The 23,480-nt window shown below is 45.2% G+C and carries 18 protein-coding genes; 13 read left to right on the forward strand and 5 right to left on the reverse strand.

What is annotated here, in order from left to right; all coding sequences use genetic code 11:
• The first annotated feature begins 17 nt into the window (after positions 1-17).
• From AB3G73_RS15835 to AB3G73_RS15845, 3 genes are read left to right on the forward strand one after another with little or no spacing between them, the layout of a single operon-like run.
• Positions 18-722: a succinate dehydrogenase/fumarate reductase cytochrome b subunit gene (locus AB3G73_RS15835; RefSeq protein WP_148366856.1), complete on the forward strand. Its 705-nt coding sequence runs from the start codon at positions 18-20 to the stop codon at positions 720-722.
• A 37-nt stretch (positions 723-759) separates the two neighbouring features.
• Entirely contained in the window at positions 760-2,739 is a 1,980-nt protein-coding gene (locus tag AB3G73_RS15840; protein WP_004324018.1) for a fumarate reductase/succinate dehydrogenase flavoprotein subunit, read from the forward strand.
• Positions 2,740-2,775: 36 nt separating this feature from the next.
• On the forward strand, positions 2,776-3,531 hold the full coding sequence (locus tag AB3G73_RS15845) for a succinate dehydrogenase/fumarate reductase iron-sulfur subunit (RefSeq protein ID WP_004324019.1): 756 nt from the start codon (positions 2,776-2,778) through the stop codon (positions 3,529-3,531).
• Between the two features lie 123 nt (positions 3,532-3,654).
• Here AB3G73_RS15845 and AB3G73_RS15850 read toward each other — a convergent pair whose 3' ends face one another.
• From AB3G73_RS15850 to AB3G73_RS15870, 5 genes are all read right to left on the reverse strand, one after another.
• A complete protein-coding gene (locus AB3G73_RS15850; protein ID WP_148366857.1) occupies positions 3,655-4,494 on the reverse strand; it encodes a helix-turn-helix domain-containing protein in 840 nt (279 codons plus the stop codon).
• A gap of 222 nt (positions 4,495-4,716) precedes the next feature.
• Positions 4,717-5,688: a fimbrillin family protein gene (locus tag AB3G73_RS15855; protein ID WP_320979285.1), complete on the reverse strand. Its 972-nt coding sequence runs from the start codon at positions 5,686-5,688 to the stop codon at positions 4,717-4,719.
• A gap of 52 nt (positions 5,689-5,740) precedes the next feature.
• The gene (locus AB3G73_RS15860) at positions 5,741-6,739 is read right to left on the reverse strand and encodes a DUF5119 domain-containing protein (protein ID WP_367745220.1); all 999 of its coding nucleotides are present in this window, start codon (positions 6,737-6,739) and stop codon (positions 5,741-5,743) included.
• Positions 6,740-6,748: 9 nt separating this feature from the next.
• Positions 6,749-8,026: a DUF3575 domain-containing protein gene (locus AB3G73_RS15865; RefSeq protein ID WP_259021744.1), complete on the reverse strand. Its 1,278-nt coding sequence runs from the start codon at positions 8,024-8,026 to the stop codon at positions 6,749-6,751.
• A 230-nt stretch (positions 8,027-8,256) separates the two neighbouring features.
• Positions 8,257-8,745, reverse strand: a complete 489-nt coding sequence (locus tag AB3G73_RS15870) for an HU family DNA-binding protein (RefSeq protein WP_148366861.1) — start codon at positions 8,743-8,745, stop codon at positions 8,257-8,259.
• 941 nt (positions 8,746-9,686) lie between these two features.
• On the opposite strand from AB3G73_RS15870, the gene AB3G73_RS15875 reads away from it, so the two are divergent.
• The 10 genes from AB3G73_RS15875 (at position 9,687) to AB3G73_RS15920 (ending at position 22,999) form a co-directional block, all read left to right on the forward strand.
• Entirely contained in the window at positions 9,687-10,151 is a 465-nt protein-coding gene (locus AB3G73_RS15875; protein WP_012055839.1) for a beta-barrel fold lipoprotein, read from the forward strand.
• 87 nt (positions 10,152-10,238) lie between these two features.
• Positions 10,239-13,235 (forward strand): SusC/RagA family TonB-linked outer membrane protein, encoded by a 2,997-nt coding sequence (locus AB3G73_RS15880; protein ID WP_367745221.1) that lies wholly within the window; start codon positions 10,239-10,241, stop codon positions 13,233-13,235.
• Between the two features lie 19 nt (positions 13,236-13,254).
• Entirely contained in the window at positions 13,255-14,859 is a 1,605-nt protein-coding gene (locus AB3G73_RS15885) for a RagB/SusD family nutrient uptake outer membrane protein (RefSeq protein ID WP_009291524.1), read from the forward strand.
• Positions 14,860-15,271: 412 nt separating this feature from the next.
• Complete coding sequence (locus tag AB3G73_RS15890) at positions 15,272-15,676, forward strand: hypothetical protein (RefSeq protein ID WP_005798039.1); 405 nt, start codon at positions 15,272-15,274, stop codon at positions 15,674-15,676.
• A complete protein-coding gene (locus AB3G73_RS15895; RefSeq protein WP_009291523.1) occupies positions 15,673-16,953 on the forward strand; it encodes a DUF3440 domain-containing protein in 1,281 nt (426 codons plus the stop codon). Before AB3G73_RS15890 ends, AB3G73_RS15895 begins: the two co-directional genes overlap by 4 nt.
• A 5-nt stretch (positions 16,954-16,958) precedes the next feature.
• Entirely contained in the window at positions 16,959-17,480 is a 522-nt protein-coding gene (locus AB3G73_RS15900; protein ID WP_005798034.1) for a ParB/RepB/Spo0J family partition protein, read from the forward strand.
• Between the two features lie 106 nt (positions 17,481-17,586).
• Entirely contained in the window at positions 17,587-17,919 is a 333-nt protein-coding gene (locus AB3G73_RS15905) for a hypothetical protein (RefSeq protein WP_008640858.1), read from the forward strand.
• A gap of 97 nt (positions 17,920-18,016) precedes the next feature.
• Complete coding sequence (locus AB3G73_RS15910; protein ID WP_009291522.1) at positions 18,017-20,353, forward strand: TonB-dependent receptor; 2,337 nt, start codon at positions 18,017-18,019, stop codon at positions 20,351-20,353.
• A gap of 41 nt (positions 20,354-20,394) precedes the next feature.
• Positions 20,395-21,411 (forward strand): hypothetical protein, encoded by a 1,017-nt coding sequence (locus tag AB3G73_RS15915; RefSeq protein ID WP_009291521.1) that lies wholly within the window; start codon positions 20,395-20,397, stop codon positions 21,409-21,411.
• Positions 21,412-21,784: 373 nt separating this feature from the next.
• Complete coding sequence (locus tag AB3G73_RS15920; RefSeq protein ID WP_014299629.1) at positions 21,785-22,999, forward strand: site-specific integrase; 1,215 nt, start codon at positions 21,785-21,787, stop codon at positions 22,997-22,999.
• The last annotated feature ends 481 nt before the right edge of the window (positions 23,000-23,480 follow it).

Below are 23,480 nucleotides of genomic sequence, written 5' to 3' on the forward strand. Positions count from 1 at the left end.
TTTAAATTCAATCATTTATGTGGTTAAGTAATTCATCTGTAGGAAGGAAAGTGGTGATGAGCGTTACCGGTATCGCCCTTGTCCTGTTTCTAACATTTCACATGGCGATGAACTTGGTTGCGATCATCTCGGCTGATGGTTACAACATGATTTGTGAGTTCCTGGGAGCAAACTGGTATGCATTAGTGGCTACCGCAGGACTGGCTGCTCTTTTCGTAATTCACATTATCTACGCATTCTGGCTGACAATGCAGAATCGCAAAGCGCGTGGTAGCGAACGCTATGCAGTGACAGACAAACCGAAAACTGTAGAATGGGCATCTCAAAACATGTTGGTGCTGGGTCTTATCGTTATCGTAGGTCTTGGTTTGCACCTCTTCAACTTCTGGGCAAAAATGCAGTTGCCGGAACTGATGCACAACATGGGCATGCATGCTGACACACTGACACTGGCTTATGCTGCTAACGGTGCTTATCACATCCAGCAGACTTTCTCTTGCCCGGTTTACGTAGTTCTTTACCTCGTTTGGCTGTTTGCTTTGTGGTTCCACCTGACTCACGGTTTCTGGAGTTCAATGCAATCACTGGGATGGAACAACAAAGTATGGATCAATCGTTGGAAATGTATTTCTAACATCTATTCTACGATTGTTGTACTCGGTTTCGCACTGGTAGTAGTGGTATTCTTTGTGAAAACACTGATTTGTGGCGGTGCTTGCTAAATAGTAAATTGTAAATGATTAAATTGTAAATAATATTATGATCAAGATAGATTCAAAAATTCCAGAAGGCCCGGTGGCTGAGAAATGGACCAACTATAAAGCTCACCAGAAATTGGTGAACCCCGCTAATAAACGCCGTTTGGACATCATCGTTGTGGGTACGGGTCTGGCAGGTGCTTCTGCCGCTGCTTCACTCGGTGAAATGGGTTTCAGAGTATTCAATTTCTGTATTCAGGATTCTCCCCGTCGTGCGCACTCTATCGCTGCACAGGGTGGTATCAATGCTGCAAAGAATTATCAAAATGACGGTGACTCCGTTTACCGTTTGTTCTACGATACTGTAAAAGGTGGTGACTATCGTGCCCGTGAAGCTAACGTATATCGTCTGGCTGAAGTATCTAACGCTATCATCGACCAATGTGTGGCACAAGGTGTTCCTTTCGCTCGCGAATATGGTGGCACACTGGACAACCGCTCTTTCGGTGGTGCACAGGTATCCCGTACTTTCTACGCTAAAGGCCAGACCGGTCAGCAGTTGTTGCTGGGTGCTTACTCTGCATTGAGCCGTCAGGTAAACGTAGGTACTGTAAAACTGTACACTCGTTATGAAATGCAAGACGTGGTAATCGTTGACGGACGTGCTCGCGGTATCATCGCTAAAAATCTTGTAACAGGTGAACTGGAACGCTTTGCCGCTCACGCTGTAGTTATCGCTACCGGTGGTTATGGTAATGCTTACTTCCTGTCTACCAACGCTATGGGATGTAACTGTACAGCTGCTATCTCTTGCTACCGCAAGGGTGCTGTATTCGCTAACCCTGCTTACGTTCAGATTCACCCGACTTGTATCCCGGTACACGGTGACAAGCAGTCTAAACTGACTTTGATGTCTGAATCTCTCCGTAACGACGGTCGTATCTGGGTTCCGAAGAAAAAAGAAGATGCTGTGAAACTTCAGAAAGGCGAAATCAAAGGAAGTGATATTCCTGAAGAAGACCGCGACTATTACTTGGAACGCCGCTATCCGGCATTCGGTAATCTGGTTCCGCGTGACGTTGCCAGCCGTGCTGCTAAAGAACGTTGCGACGCAGGTTTCGGTGTAAACAACACTGGTTTAGCCGTATTCCTTGATTTCTCTGAAGCTATCAACCGTTTGGGTATCGACATCGTTCTCCAACGTTATGGTAACCTCTTCGATATGTATGAAGAAATCACTGACGTTAATCCGGGAGAACTGGCAAAAGAAATTAATGGCGTAAAATATTATAATCCGATGATGATTTATCCGGCTATCCACTATACAATGGGTGGTATCTGGGTAGACTACGAACTGCAAACCACTATCAAGGGTCTGTTCGCTATCGGTGAATGTAACTTCTCCGACCACGGTGCAAACCGCCTCGGTGCTTCTGCATTGATGCAAGGTTTGGCTGACGGTTACTTCGTATTGCCTTATACAATCCAGAATTATCTGGCAGATCAAATCACTGTTCCTCGTTTCTCTACTGATCTTCCTGAATTTGCTGAAGCAGAAAAGGCAGTTCAAGCTAAGATCGACAAGTTCATGAGCATCCAGGGTAAAGAATCCGTTGATTCTATCCACAAGAAACTGGGTCATGTTATGTGGGAATATGTAGGTATGGGACGTACGGCAGAAGGCTTGAAGAAAGGTATTGCCGAACTGAAAGAAATCCGCAAGGAATTCGAAACGAATCTGTTTATCCCCGGTTCTAAAGAAGGTATGAACGTAGAGCTTGACAAAGCAATCCGTCTGTACGACTTCATCACAATGGGTGAGCTTGTTGCTTACGATGCATTGAACCGTAACGAAAGTTGTGGTGGTCACTTCCGTGAAGAATACCAGACTGAAGAAGGAGAAGCTAAACGTGATGACGAAAACTTCTTCTATGTAGCATGCTGGGAATATCAAGGTGACGATGAAAAAGCTCCGGTGTTGTACAAAGAACCGCTGGTATACGAAGCTATCAAGGTTCAAACCCGTAACTACAAGAGCTAATCGGTGAAGTTAAACATTTAAAAGAATTAGAAGAAAATGGATAAAAATATATCATTTACACTGAAGGTATGGCGCCAAGCTGGTCCGAAAGCTAAAGGTGCTTTTGAAACCTACCAAATGAAAGATATCCCCGGCGATACTTCCTTCCTCGAAATGCTGGATATTCTGAACGAACAGCTCATCAGCGAAAGAAAAGAACCGGTAGTATTCGACCACGACTGCCGCGAAGGTATCTGCGGTATGTGTTCTCTTTACATCAACGGACACCCGCACGGTCCTGCAACAGGTGCTACTACTTGTCAGATCTATATGCGTCGTTTCCAGGATGGTGATACGATTACTGTTGAACCTTGGCGTTCGGCCGGTTTCCCTGTAATCAAGGACTTGATGGTAGACCGTACTGCTTATGACAAGATTATGCAGGCTGGTGGTTACGTGAGCGTACGTACAGGTGCTCCGCAGGATGCTAACGCTATCCTGATTCCGAAGCCTATCGCTGACGAAGCTATGGATGCTGCTTCTTGTATCGGTTGTGGTGCTTGTGTAGCTGCATGTAAGAATGGTTCTGCTATGTTATTCGTTTCTGCAAAAGTTAGCCAGTTGAACTTGCTGCCGCAAGGTAAACCGGAAGCTTTGCGTCGTGCAAAAGCTATGTTGTCAAAGATGGACGAACTGGGATTCGGTAACTGTACAAACACTCGTGCTTGTGAGGCTGAATGTCCGAAGAACATCTCTATCAGCAACATCGCCCGCTTGAACCGTGACTTCATCATCGCAAAATTAAAAGACTAGAAATTGCTAGATTTCAAGATAGCGAGAGCTTAATTTGATTAATGACAGAATCCCCTGCCGGCTAGTCCGACAGGGGATTTCTTTATGTATGAATAGATCACGATTATTATTAATAATCAATCATCATGAACGGTTTTGTCCACGCAAATTACGTGGAGAAGCACCGAAAGATTTCTTACAGAAATTAGAAAAATGCGGCAAGGACTCAAAACCATATTTATAGCATATCTCGGAAATACTATAAGCAGAATTACTCAAATCATCGAGAATGCCCTCTTTACGGCGTGCCAGCATCCATTCATAAACTGGTTCATGAAAGACATTGTTGAAAATACGACGAAATGTGCTAAGGGTATATCCACCTAATTGAGCCAGCTCTTCTACTGTCTTTACTTTCTTATAATTTTTAATAACAAAGTAGTGGAAACTGTTTATGTACTTAGAGAGCGGATGCACCAGACTCGAGAGGTCATAATCAGAATAATAATACCCCAACACAAATGCCAGTTCTTTCCGCTTGAGAGACAACAAATCCCGGCAGACTTTATTTCCTTTTAAATAAGTGATGGAACCTTTCAAAAAATATTGTAGTTCAGGAACTATCTTTATTGGGGAATAGATAAGTGGAGGTGATACATCTTTCATTATATGATTGAAACGAGAATCACAAAATAATTCCGGTTGAATAAAACGATAATAAATGCACTCACATTCAAGCATGGCAAGCATCTCAAATGTAGAATCAATAGCTTGAAGTATAAATTCACCTTCTTTGAGCATGGTACCTGCATATTCCTTACTATTAATCAGCATTTCTCCCTTCATCAGAAAAAGGATAAAATTTTCCTCACACCTTTGAGCTGGTTTATGAAAACCACGCTGATAAATCACATGAGTAATAGCATTGCTCACTGCTTTCGGACATATCTGACAATCCCAAGTTCCTTGACAAATAGATGGCATAAGCTGGCTGTGTTTGTTTTTGTTCATGCTGCCAGCAAAAATAGATGAAAGATTTCATATTGCCATAAAAAATGGGAAGAAAAGTGAAAAATAAACTTTCTACTATTATAAATCAGTTATGAGACAATTTATATTTATAGACAAAAGCAGCACAAAGTATAATACTCTATGCCGCTTTTTACTAAAATAATTGTTTAACTCTATATAGCATACTCTTTACACTTATTCAAGATCATCCGGTTGAGGATTTTTATCAGCCCAACCATTTGTAACCTCACCTGAAATATCCATTATCTTACCAGGAGTTAAAGCAATAGTGAAAACAATCCTTTGACTCACCACCCACTGATCAGCCGGTACACTTACTTCTTTAGGAGTATTATTATACACAATATTGGTTGTTTTATCAGTAGCAGTATATGTAACCTCTATTTTCGCACTACTTGGAGCTTGAGGAATTAACATCAGCACTTTATCATTACCTATCAATTCTTTAGCATCTGACTCATCACCAGCAAATGTTACAGCAGAACTTGACATATCAATCGTATAATCCTTCGTTCCAGTTGCAGGCTCCCATTCCTTTGTTCCCCATTTATATGTTCCAACATTCTTAATTCCTGTCAAGACTAATTTTGTAACGGAATAATTCACATTTGAATCACTACCTTTCAATTTAAACGCAATTTGTGTCAAAGCATGTTTAAATCCCAAAGAAATGCCATCTTTATTAGTCGTTCCATCACCAGTTTCTTGAGCAATCAAGAAATCTGATTGGTTGGCAATATCATCATTTACCGTATAAGTTATCGTAGGATATCCTTTAGAGCTTGCCGGAGCAGTGTAAGTAGTCCCAGTTTCTGCCACAGGACTATATGCAAAGAAAGTAACATTACCTTCAGATGGCCAATAAAACTTCTTTCCACCGTCTTCTATCCATTTTTTTTCAGAATTCTTTTTAAAAAGCCCCTCAACAAGAGCTTTACTTTGAGTTTCACCAGTAAATGCATCAGTATGTGCATACCCATATGCTTTAAACTCTGCGAAATCATCAGTAATCATAGCAGTTGCCCTCGTTACAGCCGCTGTATTAAAATTAATTTCTGCCTTTTGTGAAGGGGCTTCAAACTCTTCATTTTGTGAGCAACTCGTAATTGCCAAAGCAGCTGTCACTGCCAATAAAATTTTCTTCATAACTGTATTTTTTAAGTTTATAATATTGTTATATTTTGTTTATAATATCCATTCAATTCACAGGTAATTCCACATTATCTTCCGGTCCCCAACCATCAACGTTGCCGCCCATTCCTCCACCTCCCCCTGGATTTGGCGGTGTTTCCGGTTTCTCTACCTCTATTTTATTATCAGATGGCAACTCAATCTCTGGTGGCAGAGTCGGCTTTTCATCATTCATCCCAATATCTTCCAGCAGATCTATTATTTCAGTAACATCAATCACCGCTTCTTGTACTGTATTGTCTGTTTTAATAAATCGTAGAACTAGCGTTACGTCACCTTTTCCGAGGGAAGCCATACCTCTTGACATTAACATCCGTGGTGGTATTAACACCTCCTTTGCCTGTTTAAAAGCAGTGAAATATGCTATTACCTTATCCCCCTCCTTCTTTGCTTCAAAATAAATAGGTTGTGAGGAAGATGCTCCATAACCTTTGCCTATACGATAACAATCGGATAACCCATTAATGCTGCCCATGACTGTTGTTACATACTCCAAACCTTTTATCTCTATCGCAAAAGAATACTTCTTCACTACTGACTCCAATTTCCAATCCAAAGAAAGCGCCTCTTCACTCTTATCTATTTTTAGTTCATCGATATTCAGCACATACAATGAATCCGGTGACATAACCATCTTTTCCATTCCTGTAATCCCTATACCACTGTAGTTTACAGTATAAGCTTCTATCGTTTCATAGGACTCTTCGCTCCTAATTCGTATATATTCCGCATTATAGTTGTAGACTACTACCGAATATCGCCCTGGAGGAACTTTCATTTCTCCGCCTCGTACCGAAAGGTACTTGTCCACTTTCCTACCATCTCCGTTCTTCGGATAAAAAATCGCTCGAACTCCTTCTGGAAATTTATCTGTTACTCCATCCCAGTTTAATGATATTTCTACCCCACTTACAGGATAATCATCCAATATATCGCGACGGCTACACCCGTTTAGCACCAGCAGCGAGGACAGAAGCACAAGAAGCATGAATCTTGCATTTCGCATAACGCCCTCCTATCTCTTTGTTGTTATCAACCACACCAAAGAAACTTTTGCTTTGGTAGGACCAATAAAGTTATAACGCCCACTATTTGTCCATATAATATCCCCCTCATAAGGAGTATATTTCTTATATTCTGTTGTCAAATATCCTATGCCAAGACTGAATTCAAGGGAAAAGTGCTGTGCTAATTGCTTTGCATATCCATAAGTCACTCCAGCAGCTCCATAATACTTACCCTGATATCCATCTCCACGTAACTGGAAATCGTATATTCCACCTTCAGCATAAAGTCCAATAAAATGTCCGGTCAATCGGTTGCGTTTCTGCCGGTTTCCCAGCCAACAACGTCCTTCCATCCCTCCAGAAAGGAGCTGATAACAGAAATCGTGTTTACTATTCAGCCACCACGGACATTTATATTCAGTATTCAAAGACCACCTCTTACCTATCGGAATTTCTACTTCTATATTCGGCGCCAATGCCAAATCATATAATAGATTGTTCTTTACCGCAAGCACTGTTTTGCTTTTCACCGGCTCTTCTGCCTCCGACACATCGACCTCACAGGTCTGTTTTTCTTCACTTTCTCCCACAGGCTTATCAGGTTGATTCTTCGGAAGCGCCTCTTCCTGATTCGAAACAAACAACCCGGAGACAGAAGATACCGGTTCAAAAGCCTCTCTATCTATTATCGTGGTTTCCCCGACAATCATTATAACAGACCGCCTCAATTCCGGAAATATATTGCGAACCATATATCGGTAGGCGGCTCCCCGATTTAGCTTTCGCAACAGTTGCTTTCTTTTGGTGATATCATCCTTATGATAGTCGATCAACATCAGCACTTCTTCCCGGTCGGGTAAGTTGGTGTCAGATGCCACCAACTTACGAAACTCCAACCAATCCTCTCCCTTTGAACAAAAATGAATCTTATCAACATTATTAACTAATTCATATCGCCGCAGGAATTCCTTTATCGAGTCATTTCTCTTAGTAACCAAACTTTTATTATAAAACTCGTCACCATCAGGAGAAACAAAACTCACTACATTTAACGATGTTATATTTTTCGTATCCGAGTTTCCGGACAACAAGGAATCCAATGCAATAATTGCCTGATTATTACCCTTATAACAAGGATCCACATTCGTCTTATTCGCATCGAAATATATCACCACCCGGCGGATTGTATCATTTACAACAGTAAAAAATGGTACCGCAGCATACCCACTTTCTGAAAGGCTTAATAAAACCATAAGAATAGCCAATATATAGATACCATGTTTCATTGTCGTTCGTTTCTGTTGACAAATATAGAAGTTAGAAAACAAATCAAACCATACTTTCAGGAGAAAAGACAAGCTCTGAAAGGTTCTGTGAAACGATTGAAACGATTTTGCAAGTTTGAGAAGTATAAAAGCAGAAAATTATATAAAAAAATGCACAGATTACCGATTAAGAATCGATTCTCTGTGCATTCACTAATTAAAAACTTGCTTTCATACAAAGCCCAATCCAATTATGCAGCCGGGTCCGGTGCTTCCCCTTTGCCATCATCGCCCGAATCAGGGTTACCCCCATTATTCCCCCCATTACTACTTCCGTCCGTATAATCCGTTTCAATTTCCGCACGGCGGGTAATACTCATATCCTCCAGCATATTTTTGAAGATTTTCCCCGGATAGAATAAGATTTTTCTCTGAACGATCGACTTGGATGAGACCTCCTTTTCGTCATCCGTACTCTTAGCACGGATAGTAGGAGTGAAGATGCCAAACTCACCCATCTGCACGCTCTTTCCATCATCAATATCCTCCGCCATCTTATCCACCAGACCACTGACAACCAAATCTACCACCTTACGATGGACACCACAAAGCTCACTCACTTTCCGACACATCTTTGCAAAATTCACCTTACCGGAACGAACCGATTTTGCCACATACTTTTCGTTTTTGTCCTTGTCAAAACCGAACACTCTTTTTGTTACTACGTACTCTAAACCCATAATTGTTAAAGTTTAATTGGTTAAAAAAATAAAGGTTATCTGTTTGCCATTCTCTTTGTTTGAATGACTCTGCAAAGGTATATCAACCGTGAAATGTCCAGTCCCCTTTTGTCTCCTTTATGTCTCCTTTCATCGTTTGGAATCAATTATTATCGGAAGAGAATATTGTTAGTTATCAATAGGATATATCAAAGAATTATTTTTTTCATAAAAACTAAGATTTTCTTTTAATCGGCTGATTGATAAAGCGTAAAGAGCGATAAGCCTGGTAATTGGTAGCGATTTGGTAGCGGTGCTAATTTCAGTGCATTGCTTTGCTTCACTTTTAGAACTGATACAAATATACTAATTTTGACCGAAAAAGAAAAAAACAGGAGATTTTTAGTTTTCTGTGTAAACGGAAAAACAAGAAAAGTGTAAGTAACAGAATAAGTGCAAAAAAGGATTTGCACCTATTCTTGTTACTAAAAATGTAAATCATTGATTTTTAGGATGTAATTCATTGGTGCAAGGTGCAGCTATATACAGATATAGCTGCACCTTGCACCAATGAATTGACTTGTCCTAAAATAACCTTACAGCTCCTCTCTATTTCTCTTATTATACTTTGACACATTACATGAAACATAGAAATTTGCCATAATCATCTCCTTTGTAATATAAATCTAAGGTATTTTTATTTGATGTATTTATCTTATTGTATAATATTTTGTTTATATATTCCAAACTATTAGGCCATATTGATAAATTATAGGGCTAAAATGATAATCAATAATATTTTATCTTGTTTTTTCTTTGCACAATAAATAATGGGCTGCGTATTATATTCAATAAATATATTGTTGTTAATTAGATAATTTGTTTGCCTTAGATGATTAATATTCTTCTTGGCAAGATTTATAGATATATTATTTTTATCAATTATTGTTGTAAATATAAATATGAAAAGTAAATTCACATTATGGAGTGTTGTATTGCTCTTGGCCGGATTTATATTTGTAGGATGTGACAATGAACGAACGGAAAACGCATCTGATTTTCAGACAGGAATTCATAAAATTGTAATCCAACAGTCCGGTGACACAGATTCATTTGAAGTGAGTGTAAGTATCGGTGGTGCTGACAAGGGTGGTCCCGCCAAGTTGTACAATGACAAGGGAGAATACATTGGTGATTCCTATTCTGCCCAAATAAGGACGGCAACTATGTCCTGTTGTACAAATGGGAATGCGTTTTTCATGACCTGTGCCGGTTCGGTTTCCAGTATCTCGGAGGCGGGTAAACGGCTTCATATAACAGTAATAGGCTACATTGACGACAAGGAGGTTAACCGTTTGGAAAAAGAATATATAACAGATGGTAATACCCTTATTGAAACTTTCAGCGTTTCAACCAAGGAGATATGATCCGGGTAGAATACAGAACTTGTATTGAAAAGAGCATAACGCCTGAACATGTTTCTTATCGAACTTTTTTTCCTAACTAAATAATTTATGAATACACTTCAAAAAACAGCGGGAGCAATTCTGTCGCTCTCGCTATTGTGTGGGATGCAGGTTTATGCGTTCCCTGACTACCCTTCCCTGAGGGGACAAATTATCGAACAGAGTGATATCTGTCAAGGAGTTGTCAAAGATGCCAATGGCGAAAGCATTATCGGCGCATCCGTACTTGTCAAAGGGACGACAAACGGCAGCATTACGGGACTTGACGGTGATTTTTCCCTTAGGAACGTAAAAAAAGGGGATATAATTGTTGTTTCTTATGTCGGCTATCAGAGCCAGGAAATAGCCTGGACAGGTGAACCGTTAAACATCGTTTTGAAGGAAGATGCCGAAGTCCTTGACGAGGTGGTTGTTATTGGCTATGGTGCTGTAAGAAAAGCGGATATGGCCGGTTCCGTAGCCGTGCTGGACAACAAAAATTTCAAGGACCAGCCTATAACCCAGGTTGCAGACGCTCTTCAGGGGCGTGTCAGTGGCGTTCATGTTGAGAACAGCGGCGTCCCCGGGGGAAGCGTGAAAATCCGCATCCGCGGTGCTAACTCCATCAGCAAAAGCAACGACCCTTTGTATGTGGTTGACGGAATCGTCCGCGAAAGCGGTTTGGACGGTATCAATCCCGAGGACATCCGTTCGATGCAGGTTCTCAAAGATGCATCGTCCACTGCCATATACGGTTCCAGGGGTTCGAACGGGGTCGTTCTGATCACTACCAAGATTGGTAAGGCCGGTGTGCGTGAAATTATGTTCGACGCATCAGTGGGAGTTTCCAATGTATATAAGAGATACGATATCCTTGGAGCATACGATTACGCTCTGGCGCTCAAGGAGGTCAAAGGTATTGATTTCTCAAACGAAGAGATGCAATCCTATCAGAACGGAACGGGGGGCATCGACTGGCAGGATGAGATTTTCCGTACGGGGATCACCCAGAATTACAAGTTGGCTCTTTCCAATGGTAGCGAGAAGACCCAATATTACATTTCCGCCAACTACATGAGCCAGGAAGGTGTGGTCATTGAATCGAAGAACGAGCGTTATCAGGCGAAGGCGAATCTTTCCTCACAGCTTACCGACTGGCTGCATATCACGGCTGACATCAATGCTTCCCACGGTGTGCGTCGCGGGGGATCTTTTGCCTCCGGTAAGGATAATCCGATCTGGATTGCTTTGAACTATTCGCCTACCATGACGATGATGGCCGAAAACGGGAACTATAACACCGATACTTATAATTCCATAGCTTCCAACCCGGTCGGTATCCTAAAGTTGCAGTCGGGAGAGACAATGACCAATGTTTTCAACGGACGTGTTGATTTGCGCCTTGATATAATGAAGGGGCTGACATTCACCACAACCAATGGCGTGGACTATTATGACGGGAAAAGTTATAGTTTCAGCTCCAAACGAGTGGGGACCAAGAGTGGTATGGGCAATAACGATACTTATCGTCTGATGCTGCAAAGCTCCAACAATCTGACATATACAGGTTCCTGGAATGACCATCATCTGACAGCCACGGCTGTATATGAGGTGACCTCCTCCGAAACCAGGACAATGGGTATAACCGGTAACAACCTGCTGACCGAGGGTGTGGGCTGGTGGAATGTGGGTATGGCTTCCTCTCGTGATGCAAACAATGGTTACGAGCAATGGGCGCTGATGTCGGGAGTGGCCCGTGTCATGTACAATTTTAAGGATCGTTATATGCTTACCGGAACATTTCGTGCCGACGGTTCTTCTCGCTTTGCCAAAAAGAAATGGGGGTACTTTCCTTCTATTGCCGCAGCTTGGACGTTGAGCAATGAGGATTTCATGAAGGATGTTTCCTCGGTTCAGGACATTAAACTTCGCGCCAGTTATGGTATTGTGGGTAGCCAGGCCATCAGTCCTTACGCGACCATGGGCCTTATGAGTGCTACTGCATACAATTTTGGAACCAACAGTAATTTTACCGGTTATTGGGCAAATGACATAGCGACTCCCGAGCTTACGTGGGAGAAGACCAAGCAGTTCGACCTGGGTCTGGAGTTCTCCCTGTTCGACAGGCGGCTGAATTTCAGTGTGGACTATTTCTATAAGCGTACTACAGATGCGTTGCTTAAAAGAAGTATCCCCGGATATGTCGGCGGTAACTCTTTTTGGGTGAATGACGGCGAAATCAGTAATCGTGGTATTGATTTGAGCGTGACCGCCCGGATTATGCAGAATGACCGGTTCCAATGGACCTCCACCTTGAACGGTACTTATTTGAAGAACCGCGTGGAACGCCTTTCCGGTGGTGAGAATGATTTCATCAACGGCTCCAGTCCGGCTGCCGGTATGGTTGATTATGCCACCATTATCAAGCCGGGTGAGGCCATCGGTACTTTTTGGGGATATGAATGGACCGGCTTGGATGAAAACGGACATGACACTTACACGGATGTAGATGGAAATCAGATAATAGACGGTGGCGACCGCAAGGTCATCGGCAAGGCCAATCCCGATTTCACCCTGGGATGGAATAACTCCCTGTCTTATAAAAACTGGGATCTGAACCTGTTCTTCAACGGATCTTTCGGAGCCAAACGTTTGAATCTTGTAAGATATACGATGGCTTCGGCCGAAGGGAATTCCCGCTTTGTAACTCTGGCAGACGCCTATCTGAAGGGATTCGACAAGATTGGCTCTTCGGCAACATACCCGAGCCTGACCGAAGGTGGAAATAATCTGCAGCCGGTTTCAACCAAATGGCTGGAGAACGCGGACTTCCTTCGTCTGGAGAATATCAGTCTTTCATACACTTTCCCCAAAAAGACAACGGGATTCGCTGATTTGCGGCTTACTTTCAGCTGTCAGAACCTTTTTACAATAACCGGGTACAAGGGGATGGATCCGGCCGGTACTACCTTCTCGAACAGCAGCGTTGACGTTGACGCGGGTATTGACATGGGAGCCTATCCTTCCCCAAGAACATTCACATTCGGTCTCCGGATGAATTTTTAAATCTAAAATAGAAGAACTTATGAAAATAAAAATAATAGCAGGCACTATGGTTGCCCTGTCATTTTCACTGATGTCGTGCAGTGATTTCTTAACGGAAGATCCCAGGGGAAAACTCACTCCGGAAAACTTCTTCTCTACCCAGGATGAATTGAACATGAGCATATATGCCCTTTACCAGAAAGTCAATCTTTCACAGGTATATACGAACATGCAGCTGCCCCAGTGGCAGGGGGATGATATAACGACCAATCCGGGGAGCAACAAACAGCCTGCCGCAGAAATGGACAAGTTTGCCGCAGCAAACAACAACAAGGGTGTCAAAGATGCGTGGAACATGCATTATGCCATTGTAAAGGCTGCCAATTTGATCATACAGGGGGCTTCTAAAACACCTACCACTCAAGATGAGATAAATATCGCCCTCGGGCAGGCTAAATTCTGGAGGGCATACGCTTATTTTACCCTGGTGCGACTTTGGGGACCGCTGCCGATGAATCTGGACAATGTCAACGATGATTATACCAAACCTCTATCCCCCGTGGAAGAAGTGTATGGTCATATTGTGCAGGACCTGACCGAAGCTGAGGCCGTATTGCCTACGGGTTACAGTGGCAGCCCCCGCTTTCTGAACGGAGTGAATGTGTATGTAACCCGGCAGGCAGCCAAATCTACTTTGGCAGCAGTGTATATGGCTATGGCCGGCTGGCCGATGAACAAAACGGAATATTACGCAAAGGCTGCTGAAAAGGCGAAGGAGGTCATTGAGGGTGTGAACAGAGGTGAATACGAGTATAAGCTCGATAAGGATTACAAAGATGTGTATGCTATGAGCAATAACTATAATAATGAGACGGTGCTCGGCATAAATTATTCACCGTTCGTGGATTGGGCACAGGATTCGGAGCTTACTTCATGTAACCAGTTTGAATCGCTGGGCGGCTGGGGAGACGCCTGGGGTGAAATTCGTTTCTGGAAGGAGTTTCCTGACGGTCCGAGAAAAGATGCGACTTATGATCCCAAGATTCGTCTGAAAGACGGAACGTTGGTTGACTGGTGGGAGTTGAAGGAGGACGGTACCCCTGTCGTTCCGGAACATCACCCCATGTTCAGTATATTCTCCGTCAACTGGGATCCTGCGTCAAAAGTGAATACCAGTGCCCCGTATGATTATACAAAACCGGCCAGTCAGAACATGTGTAATGACCATCGGCATAGAATCATTCGTTATTCGGAGGTTTTGTTGTGGTATGCGGAAGCCAAGGCCAGGACGGGGCAGACGGACGAGTTGGCATTCAAGTGTCTGAATGATGTCCGCGAGCGTGCCGGACTGGAACCGCTCACCGGACTTTCTGCAGATGACCTTGCCGAAGCGGCTTATAAGGAGCATGGTTGGGAGGTGGCAGGCTACTGGGTGGCCCTTGTCACACGCCGTGCGGACCAGTTCCGTATGAACAGACTGAAAGACACCTTTAAGGAAAGAGCGGAGAACACGGCTGTTGAAGTCGCCGACGGGATCCTGGTAAAGGAGTCTGTAGAATATACGAACAGGACATGGAGTGACAATCTGATGTATCTTCCATATCCTGATATGGATTCCCAGAAAAACCCGAATCTGGTAAGGTGATTTTTTATTTTAAGCCAGAGGGCACCCGCCAATCACCAGTTGATTGGCGGGTCGCTCCTCTGATTTTCAATGTATAATTTTTTAATATCATGTACTAAATTTTGAATTGTTTTTTCCGTGTTCTCTGCTCCTGCCTTTCCGGTCATATGTTTTCGGAAAGAAGGGTATGTGACCTGCACGTGACTTTTGAGCTGATAGGGGAATGGGGTGTGGAGATCGTTCCCGTGGCATTATTGTTCATTCTTATGTTTTTCTCCCTTTTGGAAACTCAGGAGGTATCATTCCCGTCCCCATTGATATCCATGTTTGCGGATAGTCATTTGTAACGTGCTTGCGGCATGATAATGCCGGAAATCATGGACAAACGCATAATAGGTACACATTCGATTTTTAGTAATAACGGATTGGAATCATGAACATTCTGAAGTTACAAGGATTGGACGGTCGGCTTTTTGACCTTGTCGCGCCTTTGGTAATGAACCCGGCCGTATTGCGGCAAAATAATAATTACCCTTTCAAAACGACGCGTAACCATGTCTGGTACATTGCCATGGATGAGCAAAGGGTGTTGGGATTCATGCCCGTGAAAATGACCTTGACAAACAATTGCATAGATAACTACTATATTAGCGGGGATAACTCCTCTGTAATAGAGGTGTTATTGGACCGTATTATCCATGATTTTTCTTCTGATGGTTCCCTTGTGGCCGTTGTACACGAACGCCACGTGGAAGACTTTTCAATGAAGAATTTTATCCCCTGTGTCGAGTGGAAGAAGTATGTCAAGATGCGTTATCATGAAGGAGGTGGGGCATGATGCGCCGGATGGATGTCCACGAGGCCGCCAACCGGAGATTGAAGATCATCTTTGACTATTTTGATTACGTGTATGTCTCTTTTTCCGGTGGCAAGGATAGCGGTATCCTTCTCCATTTGTGCATGGATTATATCCGCATGCATGCACCCGGTAGAAAACTGGGTGTGTTCCACATGGATTACGAGGTGCAGTACCGCCAGAGCACGGAGTACGTGGAAAGGATGTTTTCCAACAACCGGGATATCCTTGAAGTGTTCCACTGTTGTGTCCCCTTCAAGGTACCCACATGTACTTCCATGTACCAGCAGTACTGGCGTCCCTGGCAAGAGGGGTACCAGAATATCTGGGTTCGCCAGATGCCGGGCACCGCTCTTACCGTGAAAGATTTTGATTTCTGGAACGACAGCCTGTGGGATTACGACTTCCAGTCTCTTTTCCCTTCCTGGATACGTCGTAAGAAGGGATGCAAGCGTGTTTGCTGCCTCGTGGGGATCCGCACGCAGGAGAGCTTCAACCGGTGGCGGGCGATTCATTCCGACAAGAATTACCGTAAGCTGGCCAACTACAAGTGGACTCACCGTGTAGGATATTACACTTATAACGCCTACCCGATGTACGACTGGAAGACAACGGACGTGTGGACGGGGTATGCCCGGTATGGTTGGGATTATAACCGTTTGTATGACTTGTATTACCAGGCCGGGATTCCCTTGTCCCGCCAGAGGGTGGCCAGCCCGTTTATCTCACAGGCCGTTTCGACCCTACATCTTTATAAAGTTATTGATCCGGATACCTGGGGACGCATGGTCAGCCGGGTCAACGGCGTCAGTTTCGCCGGAATGTACGGGAACACGGTTGCGATGGGCTGGCGCTCCATCAGTTGTCCGGACGGGTTCACGTGGAAAGAGTACATGTACTTCCTCCTTGACACGCTTCCCCGGGCGACAAGGGAGAACTACCTGGAGAAACTGAGGGTGAGCCAGAAATTCTGGAGAGAAAAAGGAGGCTGCCTGGGAGAGGAAACGATCGGGAAGCTGCGTGCGGCCGGTGTACCGTTCACGGTGGAAGAATGCACGACATACCGGACTGACAAGAGGCCCGTCCGCATGGAGTATATAGACGAGATAGATATCCCTGAATTTCGTGAAATACCCACTTACAAACGAATGTGCGTCTGCATCCTGAAAAACGATCATACCTGCAAGTATATGGGTTTCACGCAGACCAAACGGGAGAGGGAGATGAAAGAGAGAGTTTTGAAAAGATATAAATTGTGATTGTCATGTCAAGTTTTAAAAGTCCGGCGTATAACGTCAAGGCCGTGCCAGTCGAGAAAATCGTGGCCAACAGCTATAACCCGAATGTCGTTGCTCCCCCGGAGATGAAGCTGTTGGAACTGTCCATCTGGGAAGACGGTTACACGATGCCCCTCGTGTGTTATTACCGGGAAGAAGAGGATATCTACGAGCTGGTTGACGGTTACCACCGCTATCTGGTTATGAAAACATCCGTCAGGATTTACAAGCGCGAGAACGGATTGCTGCCTGTAACGGTCATAAACAAAGACATCTCGAACAGGATGGCCTCGACTATCCGTCATAACAGGGCCAGGGGAATGCACTCGCTGGAACTTATGACAGGTATTGTGGCGGAACTGTCAAAATCGGGTATGTCCGACAGCTGGATCATGCGCAACATAGGCATGGACAAGAACGAGTTACTCCGTTTCAAACAAATCTCAGGTCTGGCTGAATTGTTTCGTGACAGGAGTTTCGGGCTCTCGGACGACTGGTTGGAGGAATAAAACGGTCTGTCTGGTATCCGTAACAAATATACATGGTGTTTATGCTTGCAAATCATTATTTGTAGGTATTGCGAGTGATGATTAAAACCGTTAATTTTGCAAACTAATGGATCGTACGAAAAAAAGACAGAGACAGCGGGCTGTCATAGCATGTATGTTGTTGCTGACATTGATGCCCTTTTTCCTCGTGAAAGCTTTTCATGTTCACGGGGAACATTCGTGCGTATCCCATAACGAACAGGGACACTCCCGTCACGATTCTCCTGAAAATTGTACCATCTGTCTCTTTACGCTCTCCCCGTTTGTCGAGGCAGGGATTTTTATATACGATTATATTCCGACTGGCAGGCCTGTAAGGTATCTTATCTCCGGGGAAACAGATGTCATCGTCATTCTTTTCCCGCATTTCCTCCGTGCACCCCCTGTGTGTTTGTCATAACTCCCTTGAGGGATTCGCATGCCATCACTGTGATTGCGTGCAGGGGCTTTTCATGTCCTGTCTTAACAGATTATAACCCGTTTATATTTTTTCAAGTATGACATTTCATGCATATCTCCAGTATGTGTGCCTGCTTGTTGTCTGCCTATGTACCCTCCCTTCTCCCATGGAAGCACGGGTACAGGCTGACCGGCAATCGACGGGTACACGCGATACTCTGCTGGTCATTGACCAGGAAAGCGGGCTTCCCATTGAAGGGGCCTATATCCTGACCAGGGAACGGTTACTTGTCAGCTCCCCCCGTGGAATGATTGTTTTCGGTCATGGAACGTGTTTCATGGATACGGTCCTCGTGCAGTGCCTGGGTTACGGTTCCCGGCGTGTGCCTTTGAACGAGGTATTCAAAGAAAGCAGCATACATACCGTATGTCTCTCCCCGGACATACAAAAACTCGGGGAAGTGGTCGTGACCGGTGAACGTGCCGGGGCGTCACCCAACGTGGTGAGCCGGCGCCTTTCATCTCCCGAGATCAGGAACGCGCTGGGAACCTCGCTTGCCACCCTGCTCGAACGTGTCAGCGGGGTAAGTTCCATCAGCACGGGAACCACTGTATCCAAACCCGTTATCCAAGGAATGTACGGGAACCGGATACTGATCATCCATAACGGTGCCCGCCAGACCGGGCAGCAATGGGGGGCCGACCACGCTCCCGAAGTGGACATGAACGGCAGCTCCTCTGTTTCGGTAATCAAGGGCTCCGATGCGGTAAGATACGGTTCGGATGCCCTTGGAGGGATTATCGTCATGGAGCAGTCTCCGCTTCCTTTCAGAAAACGCTCCCTTCAAGGGGGAATCTCCGCACTTTACGGAAGTAACGGGCGTCGCTACGTGGCTACCGGACAGCTCGAAGGTGCTTTTCCCGGTGATTTCGCCTGGCGTCTGCAGGGAACCTGGTCAAATTCCGGGGACCGTTCCACTGCGCACTATCTTCTGAACAACACGGGAACCAGAGAGTATCACGCTTCCGCCTCTCTGGGCTATGACCGCGGACGTCTGAGAGTGGAAGGTTTCTACAGCCGCTTCTACAGCCGGACAGGGGTGATGCTCAGCGCCCAGATGGGGAGCGAGGACCTGCTGGCGGAACGTATCCGGCTTGGTCGCCCCCTGCACACGGATCCCTTCTCCCGTGGTATCAGGGCTCCCTGCCAGGAGGTCACCCATCAGATCACATTCGGCAGGATGCGGCTCGGCATGAAGAAGGGGGGAAGTATTCACTGGCAAAGTACCTGGCAGAAGGACGATAGGCAGGAAAACCGTGTCCGGCGGCTGGATTCTAACATTCCGGCGGTTTCCCTGCACCTGAATTCATTCCAGCATCTTCTGCGTTGGAAGCGGGATTACCGCTCCTGGCAAGTCGAGGCGGGAGGTCAGGTCATGTTCATCGAGAACCACAGCCGCGCGGGTACCGGATTCGTGCCCGTTATCCCGAACTACACGGAGACACAGGCAGGGATATACGGAATCGGGAAATATCACCTGGCCAGGGGAGGCGTTGAAGCAGGCCTCCGCCTGGATATGCAGGAAACCCGTGCCAGTGGTTATGACTGGACGGGAAGCCCCTATGGCGGGACAAGAAAGTTTAACAACGTGTCCTACAGCCTGGGAGGACACTATCAACTTTCCAGACGCTGGAGGCTCACCTCCAACTTCGGTCTGGCTTGGCGTGCCCCTCACGTGTATGAACTGTACAGCAACGGGAACGAGCTCGGGTCTGGGATGTTTGTCAGGGGAGACTCTGCGATGCACTCGGAAAGAAGCTACAAATGGATATCTTCCCTCCGTTACGGCGACGGGATGTTCAGCGTCTGTCTGGACGGTTACCTGCAATGGGTGGACGGCTATATCTATGACGGGCCGGAGAAAGAGACAGTCACCGTGATTTCGGGAGCATACCCGGTCTTCCAGTACAGGCAGACCCCGGCTTTCTTCCGCGGTATGGACTTTGACCTGCGTTTCACTCCGGGCGGTTCATGGGACTACCATGCCGTCGTCTCCTTTATACGGGCAAACGAACGGACAAAGGGTAATTATCTTCCTTATATTCCCTCCTTCCGTTTCAGCCATGAACTTGCGTGGATACACGAGACGAAATCGCATCTCAGGCTGCGTCTGAACATCAGGCACCGTTTCACCGCAAAACAGAGGCGGTTTGATCCGGACACGGATCTTATCCCGTATACTCCCCCGGCGTACCATCTCCTCGGGTTCGACGCTGCTCTTGAACTTCCCGTGAAACGGGGACACCAGGTCCGGTTCATGCTGTCGGCAGACAACCTCCTGAATCGTGAGTACAAGGAATACACCAACCGCTCGCGTTACTATGCGCATGATATGGGACGTGATGTGCGTTGCGGTGTAAACTGGATTTTTTAATTTATAACAACTATAATCAACACTAATAAATAAAAAGAAAAATGAGAACAATTGCATGTAAAACCGTGTGGGCACTTCTGATAGGAGTGTCCCTTGTCCTGTCGCTGAACTCTTGCAGCAAGGATCCTGTAATACCAGAAGACGAGACGAAGAACAAACTGCATGAGGACCCGGCAAAAATGACCGTCCGCCTCGTTGAATGCCACCTGCACGCTGACTGGAACGAGATACAGAAGGCCGGAGGTCCCCACCAAAATCCGGAATCCCCGGCCAGGTATATGAAACGTGTCCAGGAGATCACTTATGAACTGAAGACCGGCAGTGGATGGACCCTTGCTGAAGGAAGCCAGGGCAAGTTTTACGTTCAGAAAAACGGCGAATATAAAAATGGAAACAACTTTACCCCGGCCCCGGTTTACCTGATGTTTATCTATTACTACAATTCCAAAGGAGAGTTGATGAACGGCCAGTTCGTGGAGAACGGGCAGGAGAATATCCACCAGCATTTCTTCACCCCGGAGAACGTGAGACCTACCTTTGACGGGAAACCGGAAGCTGACGACAATGATCCGGAGGCACTGGTGGATTATCTCTATGTGGATACCACGCCCTGGGACAAGACCAAACATGACAACGAGGCGGAAATTACGGGAAGCACTAACCCGGTAGGATTAAAAGGAGTTATCCGGTTCCTGAAGGACCGCAAGGAGTTTGACCTGAAACTCCGCCTGTATCACGGCTACAATTCTAAAAAGAACCCGCAGACAAACGGCTTTGACCCGTTCTACAAGCCCTCCGGGGTATTGATCCAGCGTGGAACATGGGATATTAACCTGAGCATCCCGGTAGTGGTGTTTTGGAGCCGCGAGGAGTTTGTTGATGTGGACCCGGAGGCAGATGTGAACCTGATCGGGGAGGATAGCCTGGATGAAGACAGCAACCGCACGCTACACTCCATCATGAAAACCTTCAGTCTTACATGGAAGGAGGCGCTTGAGGAGTTCATTTCCTATACCTACCAGGCGGGGGATGTGGAAGCTGGATCCATATGGCTTTGATCATCTTGCGTAGGATGGAATTCTCTCTTTATCAATCTACAGGCGGCAGGTGGGGCCGCCTTTTTTGTCTTGTGCAACGAAAAAATCCCATCTGCCATGCTTAATCCCCGTGGTTTACTTGGGGATGTATTGGGACATGCTTTACCATCTCACCCTGTTCCATTTTTCATGTTTGGCAAGTTGAAAAAAATCCTATACATACAAGACGTACCGTTCCCTTACCGACGGGTCTGGAACCGACTTCCCGTCTTTCGTGCAATTTTCCCGCTTGGTTACTGAACTTTTTTGGTCTTTTTCCGATTTGATGCATATAAGTTTATGCTTCCTTTCCAGGAAACAAGGAAGCGTCAAATGTCTAACTAATAAAAAACTTATGGCAACAGTTAAAACAGTATTGGTAAAAGGAAGGAGCAACCGGTCCGGCAAATTCCCGTTAGTCGTGCAGGTTCTTCACAAGCGAAGGAAAAAGGTTGTTTATACAGGATTCAGTATCCCGGATACCCTGTTTGATCCCGTAAAAGGGAGGGTTATCGACGGCGGGGAAAACACCCCGGAGTCGATTCGGAGGATCAACAACAGGTGCGAAAGTATCTCAAGGGTACTGTTAAAGTGTATTTCAATGATAGAGAAGAAATCCCGGGAATACGAAATAGAGGACGTATTCAGGACTTACGGCGTGTTAACCCGCGAAGCCGGTTTTTATTTCTATTTTTCACGGAAAATCCGAGAGCTTCGTGAAAGCGGTCATGAGGGAACAGCCCGGGCATACGCCTCCAGCCTGCGTTCCATGCAGAGGTACCTGGGAAAAAAGGATTTTCCTTTCATAAAACTCTCTTCCCGGATCATTTCCGACTACCAGGGGAAACTACTCGCTTCGGGTATATGCGATAACACCATTGGTTTTTATCTGCATAATATCAAGGCTCTTTTCAGGAAGGGATGTCGGGAGATGGGCCTGGAACTTCCTTGCCCATTTCGCGATATAAGCATTAAAACGGAAAAAACTCTCAAACGCTCCCTTGATCCGGTTGTGATTAAAACACTATCCGCAATTGAACTGGAAAAGGACAGCCCGTTATCTCTTGCCCGGGACATTTTCATGTTCAGCTTTTACACGCGTGGAATGTCATTCGTCGATATTGCATTGCTAAAAAAGAGGCATGTTTTCCCGGGTGAAATCTGTTACAGGCGTCACAAGACCGATCAATTGATGCGGGTAGGTATAAACAAGGAGATCAGTCGTATCCTGGAAAGATACAAGAATGTACCGGGAGAATACATCTTCCCGTTGTTTCCGGCAGAACGGGATCCGTACGCTGGTTATAGAAGTGCCTACCATAGGATTCGTTACTCCCTGGGAAAGATTTCCCGGGTCATTGGTTTGGAATTCCCGCTGAGACTTCACGCGGCCCGCCATTCATGGGCCACGATAGCCAAGGTGAACGGTGCCTCGGTTCATGTTATTGGTGAGTGTCTGGGGCATACGTCGGAAAAAACGACCCGAATCTATCTGAAAGAACTGGATCATTCCGCACTGGATGCGGTTAATAATCAAGTGGCTGACTTCATTTTAGCGGTGGATGATTGACCGGGCCCGACCGCGAAAGATATCAGCTCAAATTCTTCAGTTCCCGTCTGGACGATGGACGGCGGTTAAGCACTCCCAAAGAGGCTTTTACCACCGATAATTTTACCATTCCCGGATGTTTCTGTAAATCCCGCCTTGGTGCACGTGGCGGGATTATACAGGAAAAAAAAGGAACACCTTATTTAGCTAATTTATCTTATACCGTCTTCAATTGAAAGATGGCTACGAGAGGGATTTACATGTTATGGTATCTACGTTTTGGACCGGCATCTGTTGGGTAAACAGATGATTTAATGGAATAATAATATTTTTCTACATTAGTTAAATTCTATTATATAAGATATTTTTTTCACTTTAATTATAGTATATTATCATAATATACGTATATTTGTTCCTGTTTCTTCACTCTCTCCCGTAGAGAGTGGAAAATCAAAAAAAAACTTACAGTATGTGTTAAAAAATAGCGTAATCCTTTTTTTAT

The organism is Bacteroides sp. L008, from assembly GCF_040812255.1.
GTDB classification, from domain to species: Bacteria; Bacteroidota; Bacteroidia; order Bacteroidales; family Bacteroidaceae; genus Bacteroides; species Bacteroides vicugnae.

What these genes read in the sequence shown, in the direction of transcription:
- AB3G73_RS15910 (WP_009291522.1), top strand. Translation starts at nt 18,017, where the DNA reads ATGACATTTCATGCATATCTCCAGTATGTGTGCCTGCTTGTTGTCTGC.
- AB3G73_RS15920 (WP_014299629.1), top strand. Translation starts at nt 21,785, where the DNA reads ATGGCAACAGTTAAAACAGTATTGGTAAAAGGAAGGAGCAACCGGTCC.
- AB3G73_RS15885 (WP_009291524.1), top strand. Translation starts at nt 13,255, where the DNA reads ATGAAAATAAAAATAATAGCAGGCACTATGGTTGCCCTGTCATTTTCA.
- AB3G73_RS15865 (WP_259021744.1), bottom strand. Translation starts at nt 8,026, where the DNA reads ATGAAACATGGTATCTATATATTGGCTATTCTTATGGTTTTATTAAGC.
- AB3G73_RS15895 (WP_009291523.1), top strand. Translation starts at nt 15,673, where the DNA reads ATGATGCGCCGGATGGATGTCCACGAGGCCGCCAACCGGAGATTGAAG.
- AB3G73_RS15855 (WP_320979285.1), bottom strand. Translation starts at nt 5,688, where the DNA reads ATGAAGAAAATTTTATTGGCAGTGACAGCTGCTTTGGCAATTACGAGT.
- AB3G73_RS15835 (WP_148366856.1), top strand. Translation starts at nt 18, where the DNA reads ATGTGGTTAAGTAATTCATCTGTAGGAAGGAAAGTGGTGATGAGCGTT.
- AB3G73_RS15875 (WP_012055839.1), top strand. Translation starts at nt 9,687, where the DNA reads ATGAAAAGTAAATTCACATTATGGAGTGTTGTATTGCTCTTGGCCGGA.
- AB3G73_RS15905 (WP_008640858.1), top strand. Translation starts at nt 17,587, where the DNA reads ATGGATCGTACGAAAAAAAGACAGAGACAGCGGGCTGTCATAGCATGT.
- AB3G73_RS15845 (WP_004324019.1), top strand. Translation starts at nt 2,776, where the DNA reads ATGGATAAAAATATATCATTTACACTGAAGGTATGGCGCCAAGCTGGT.
- AB3G73_RS15915 (WP_009291521.1), top strand. Translation starts at nt 20,395, where the DNA reads ATGAGAACAATTGCATGTAAAACCGTGTGGGCACTTCTGATAGGAGTG.
- AB3G73_RS15860 (WP_367745220.1), bottom strand. Translation starts at nt 6,739, where the DNA reads ATGCGAAATGCAAGATTCATGCTTCTTGTGCTTCTGTCCTCGCTGCTG.
- AB3G73_RS15840 (WP_004324018.1), top strand. Translation starts at nt 760, where the DNA reads ATGATCAAGATAGATTCAAAAATTCCAGAAGGCCCGGTGGCTGAGAAA.
- AB3G73_RS15880 (WP_367745221.1), top strand. Translation starts at nt 10,239, where the DNA reads ATGAATACACTTCAAAAAACAGCGGGAGCAATTCTGTCGCTCTCGCTA.
- AB3G73_RS15850 (WP_148366857.1), bottom strand. Translation starts at nt 4,494, where the DNA reads ATGCCATCTATTTGTCAAGGAACTTGGGATTGTCAGATATGTCCGAAA.
- AB3G73_RS15870 (WP_148366861.1), bottom strand. Translation starts at nt 8,745, where the DNA reads ATGGGTTTAGAGTACGTAGTAACAAAAAGAGTGTTCGGTTTTGACAAG.
- AB3G73_RS15900 (WP_005798034.1), top strand. Translation starts at nt 16,959, where the DNA reads ATGTCAAGTTTTAAAAGTCCGGCGTATAACGTCAAGGCCGTGCCAGTC.
- AB3G73_RS15890 (WP_005798039.1), top strand. Translation starts at nt 15,272, where the DNA reads ATGAACATTCTGAAGTTACAAGGATTGGACGGTCGGCTTTTTGACCTT.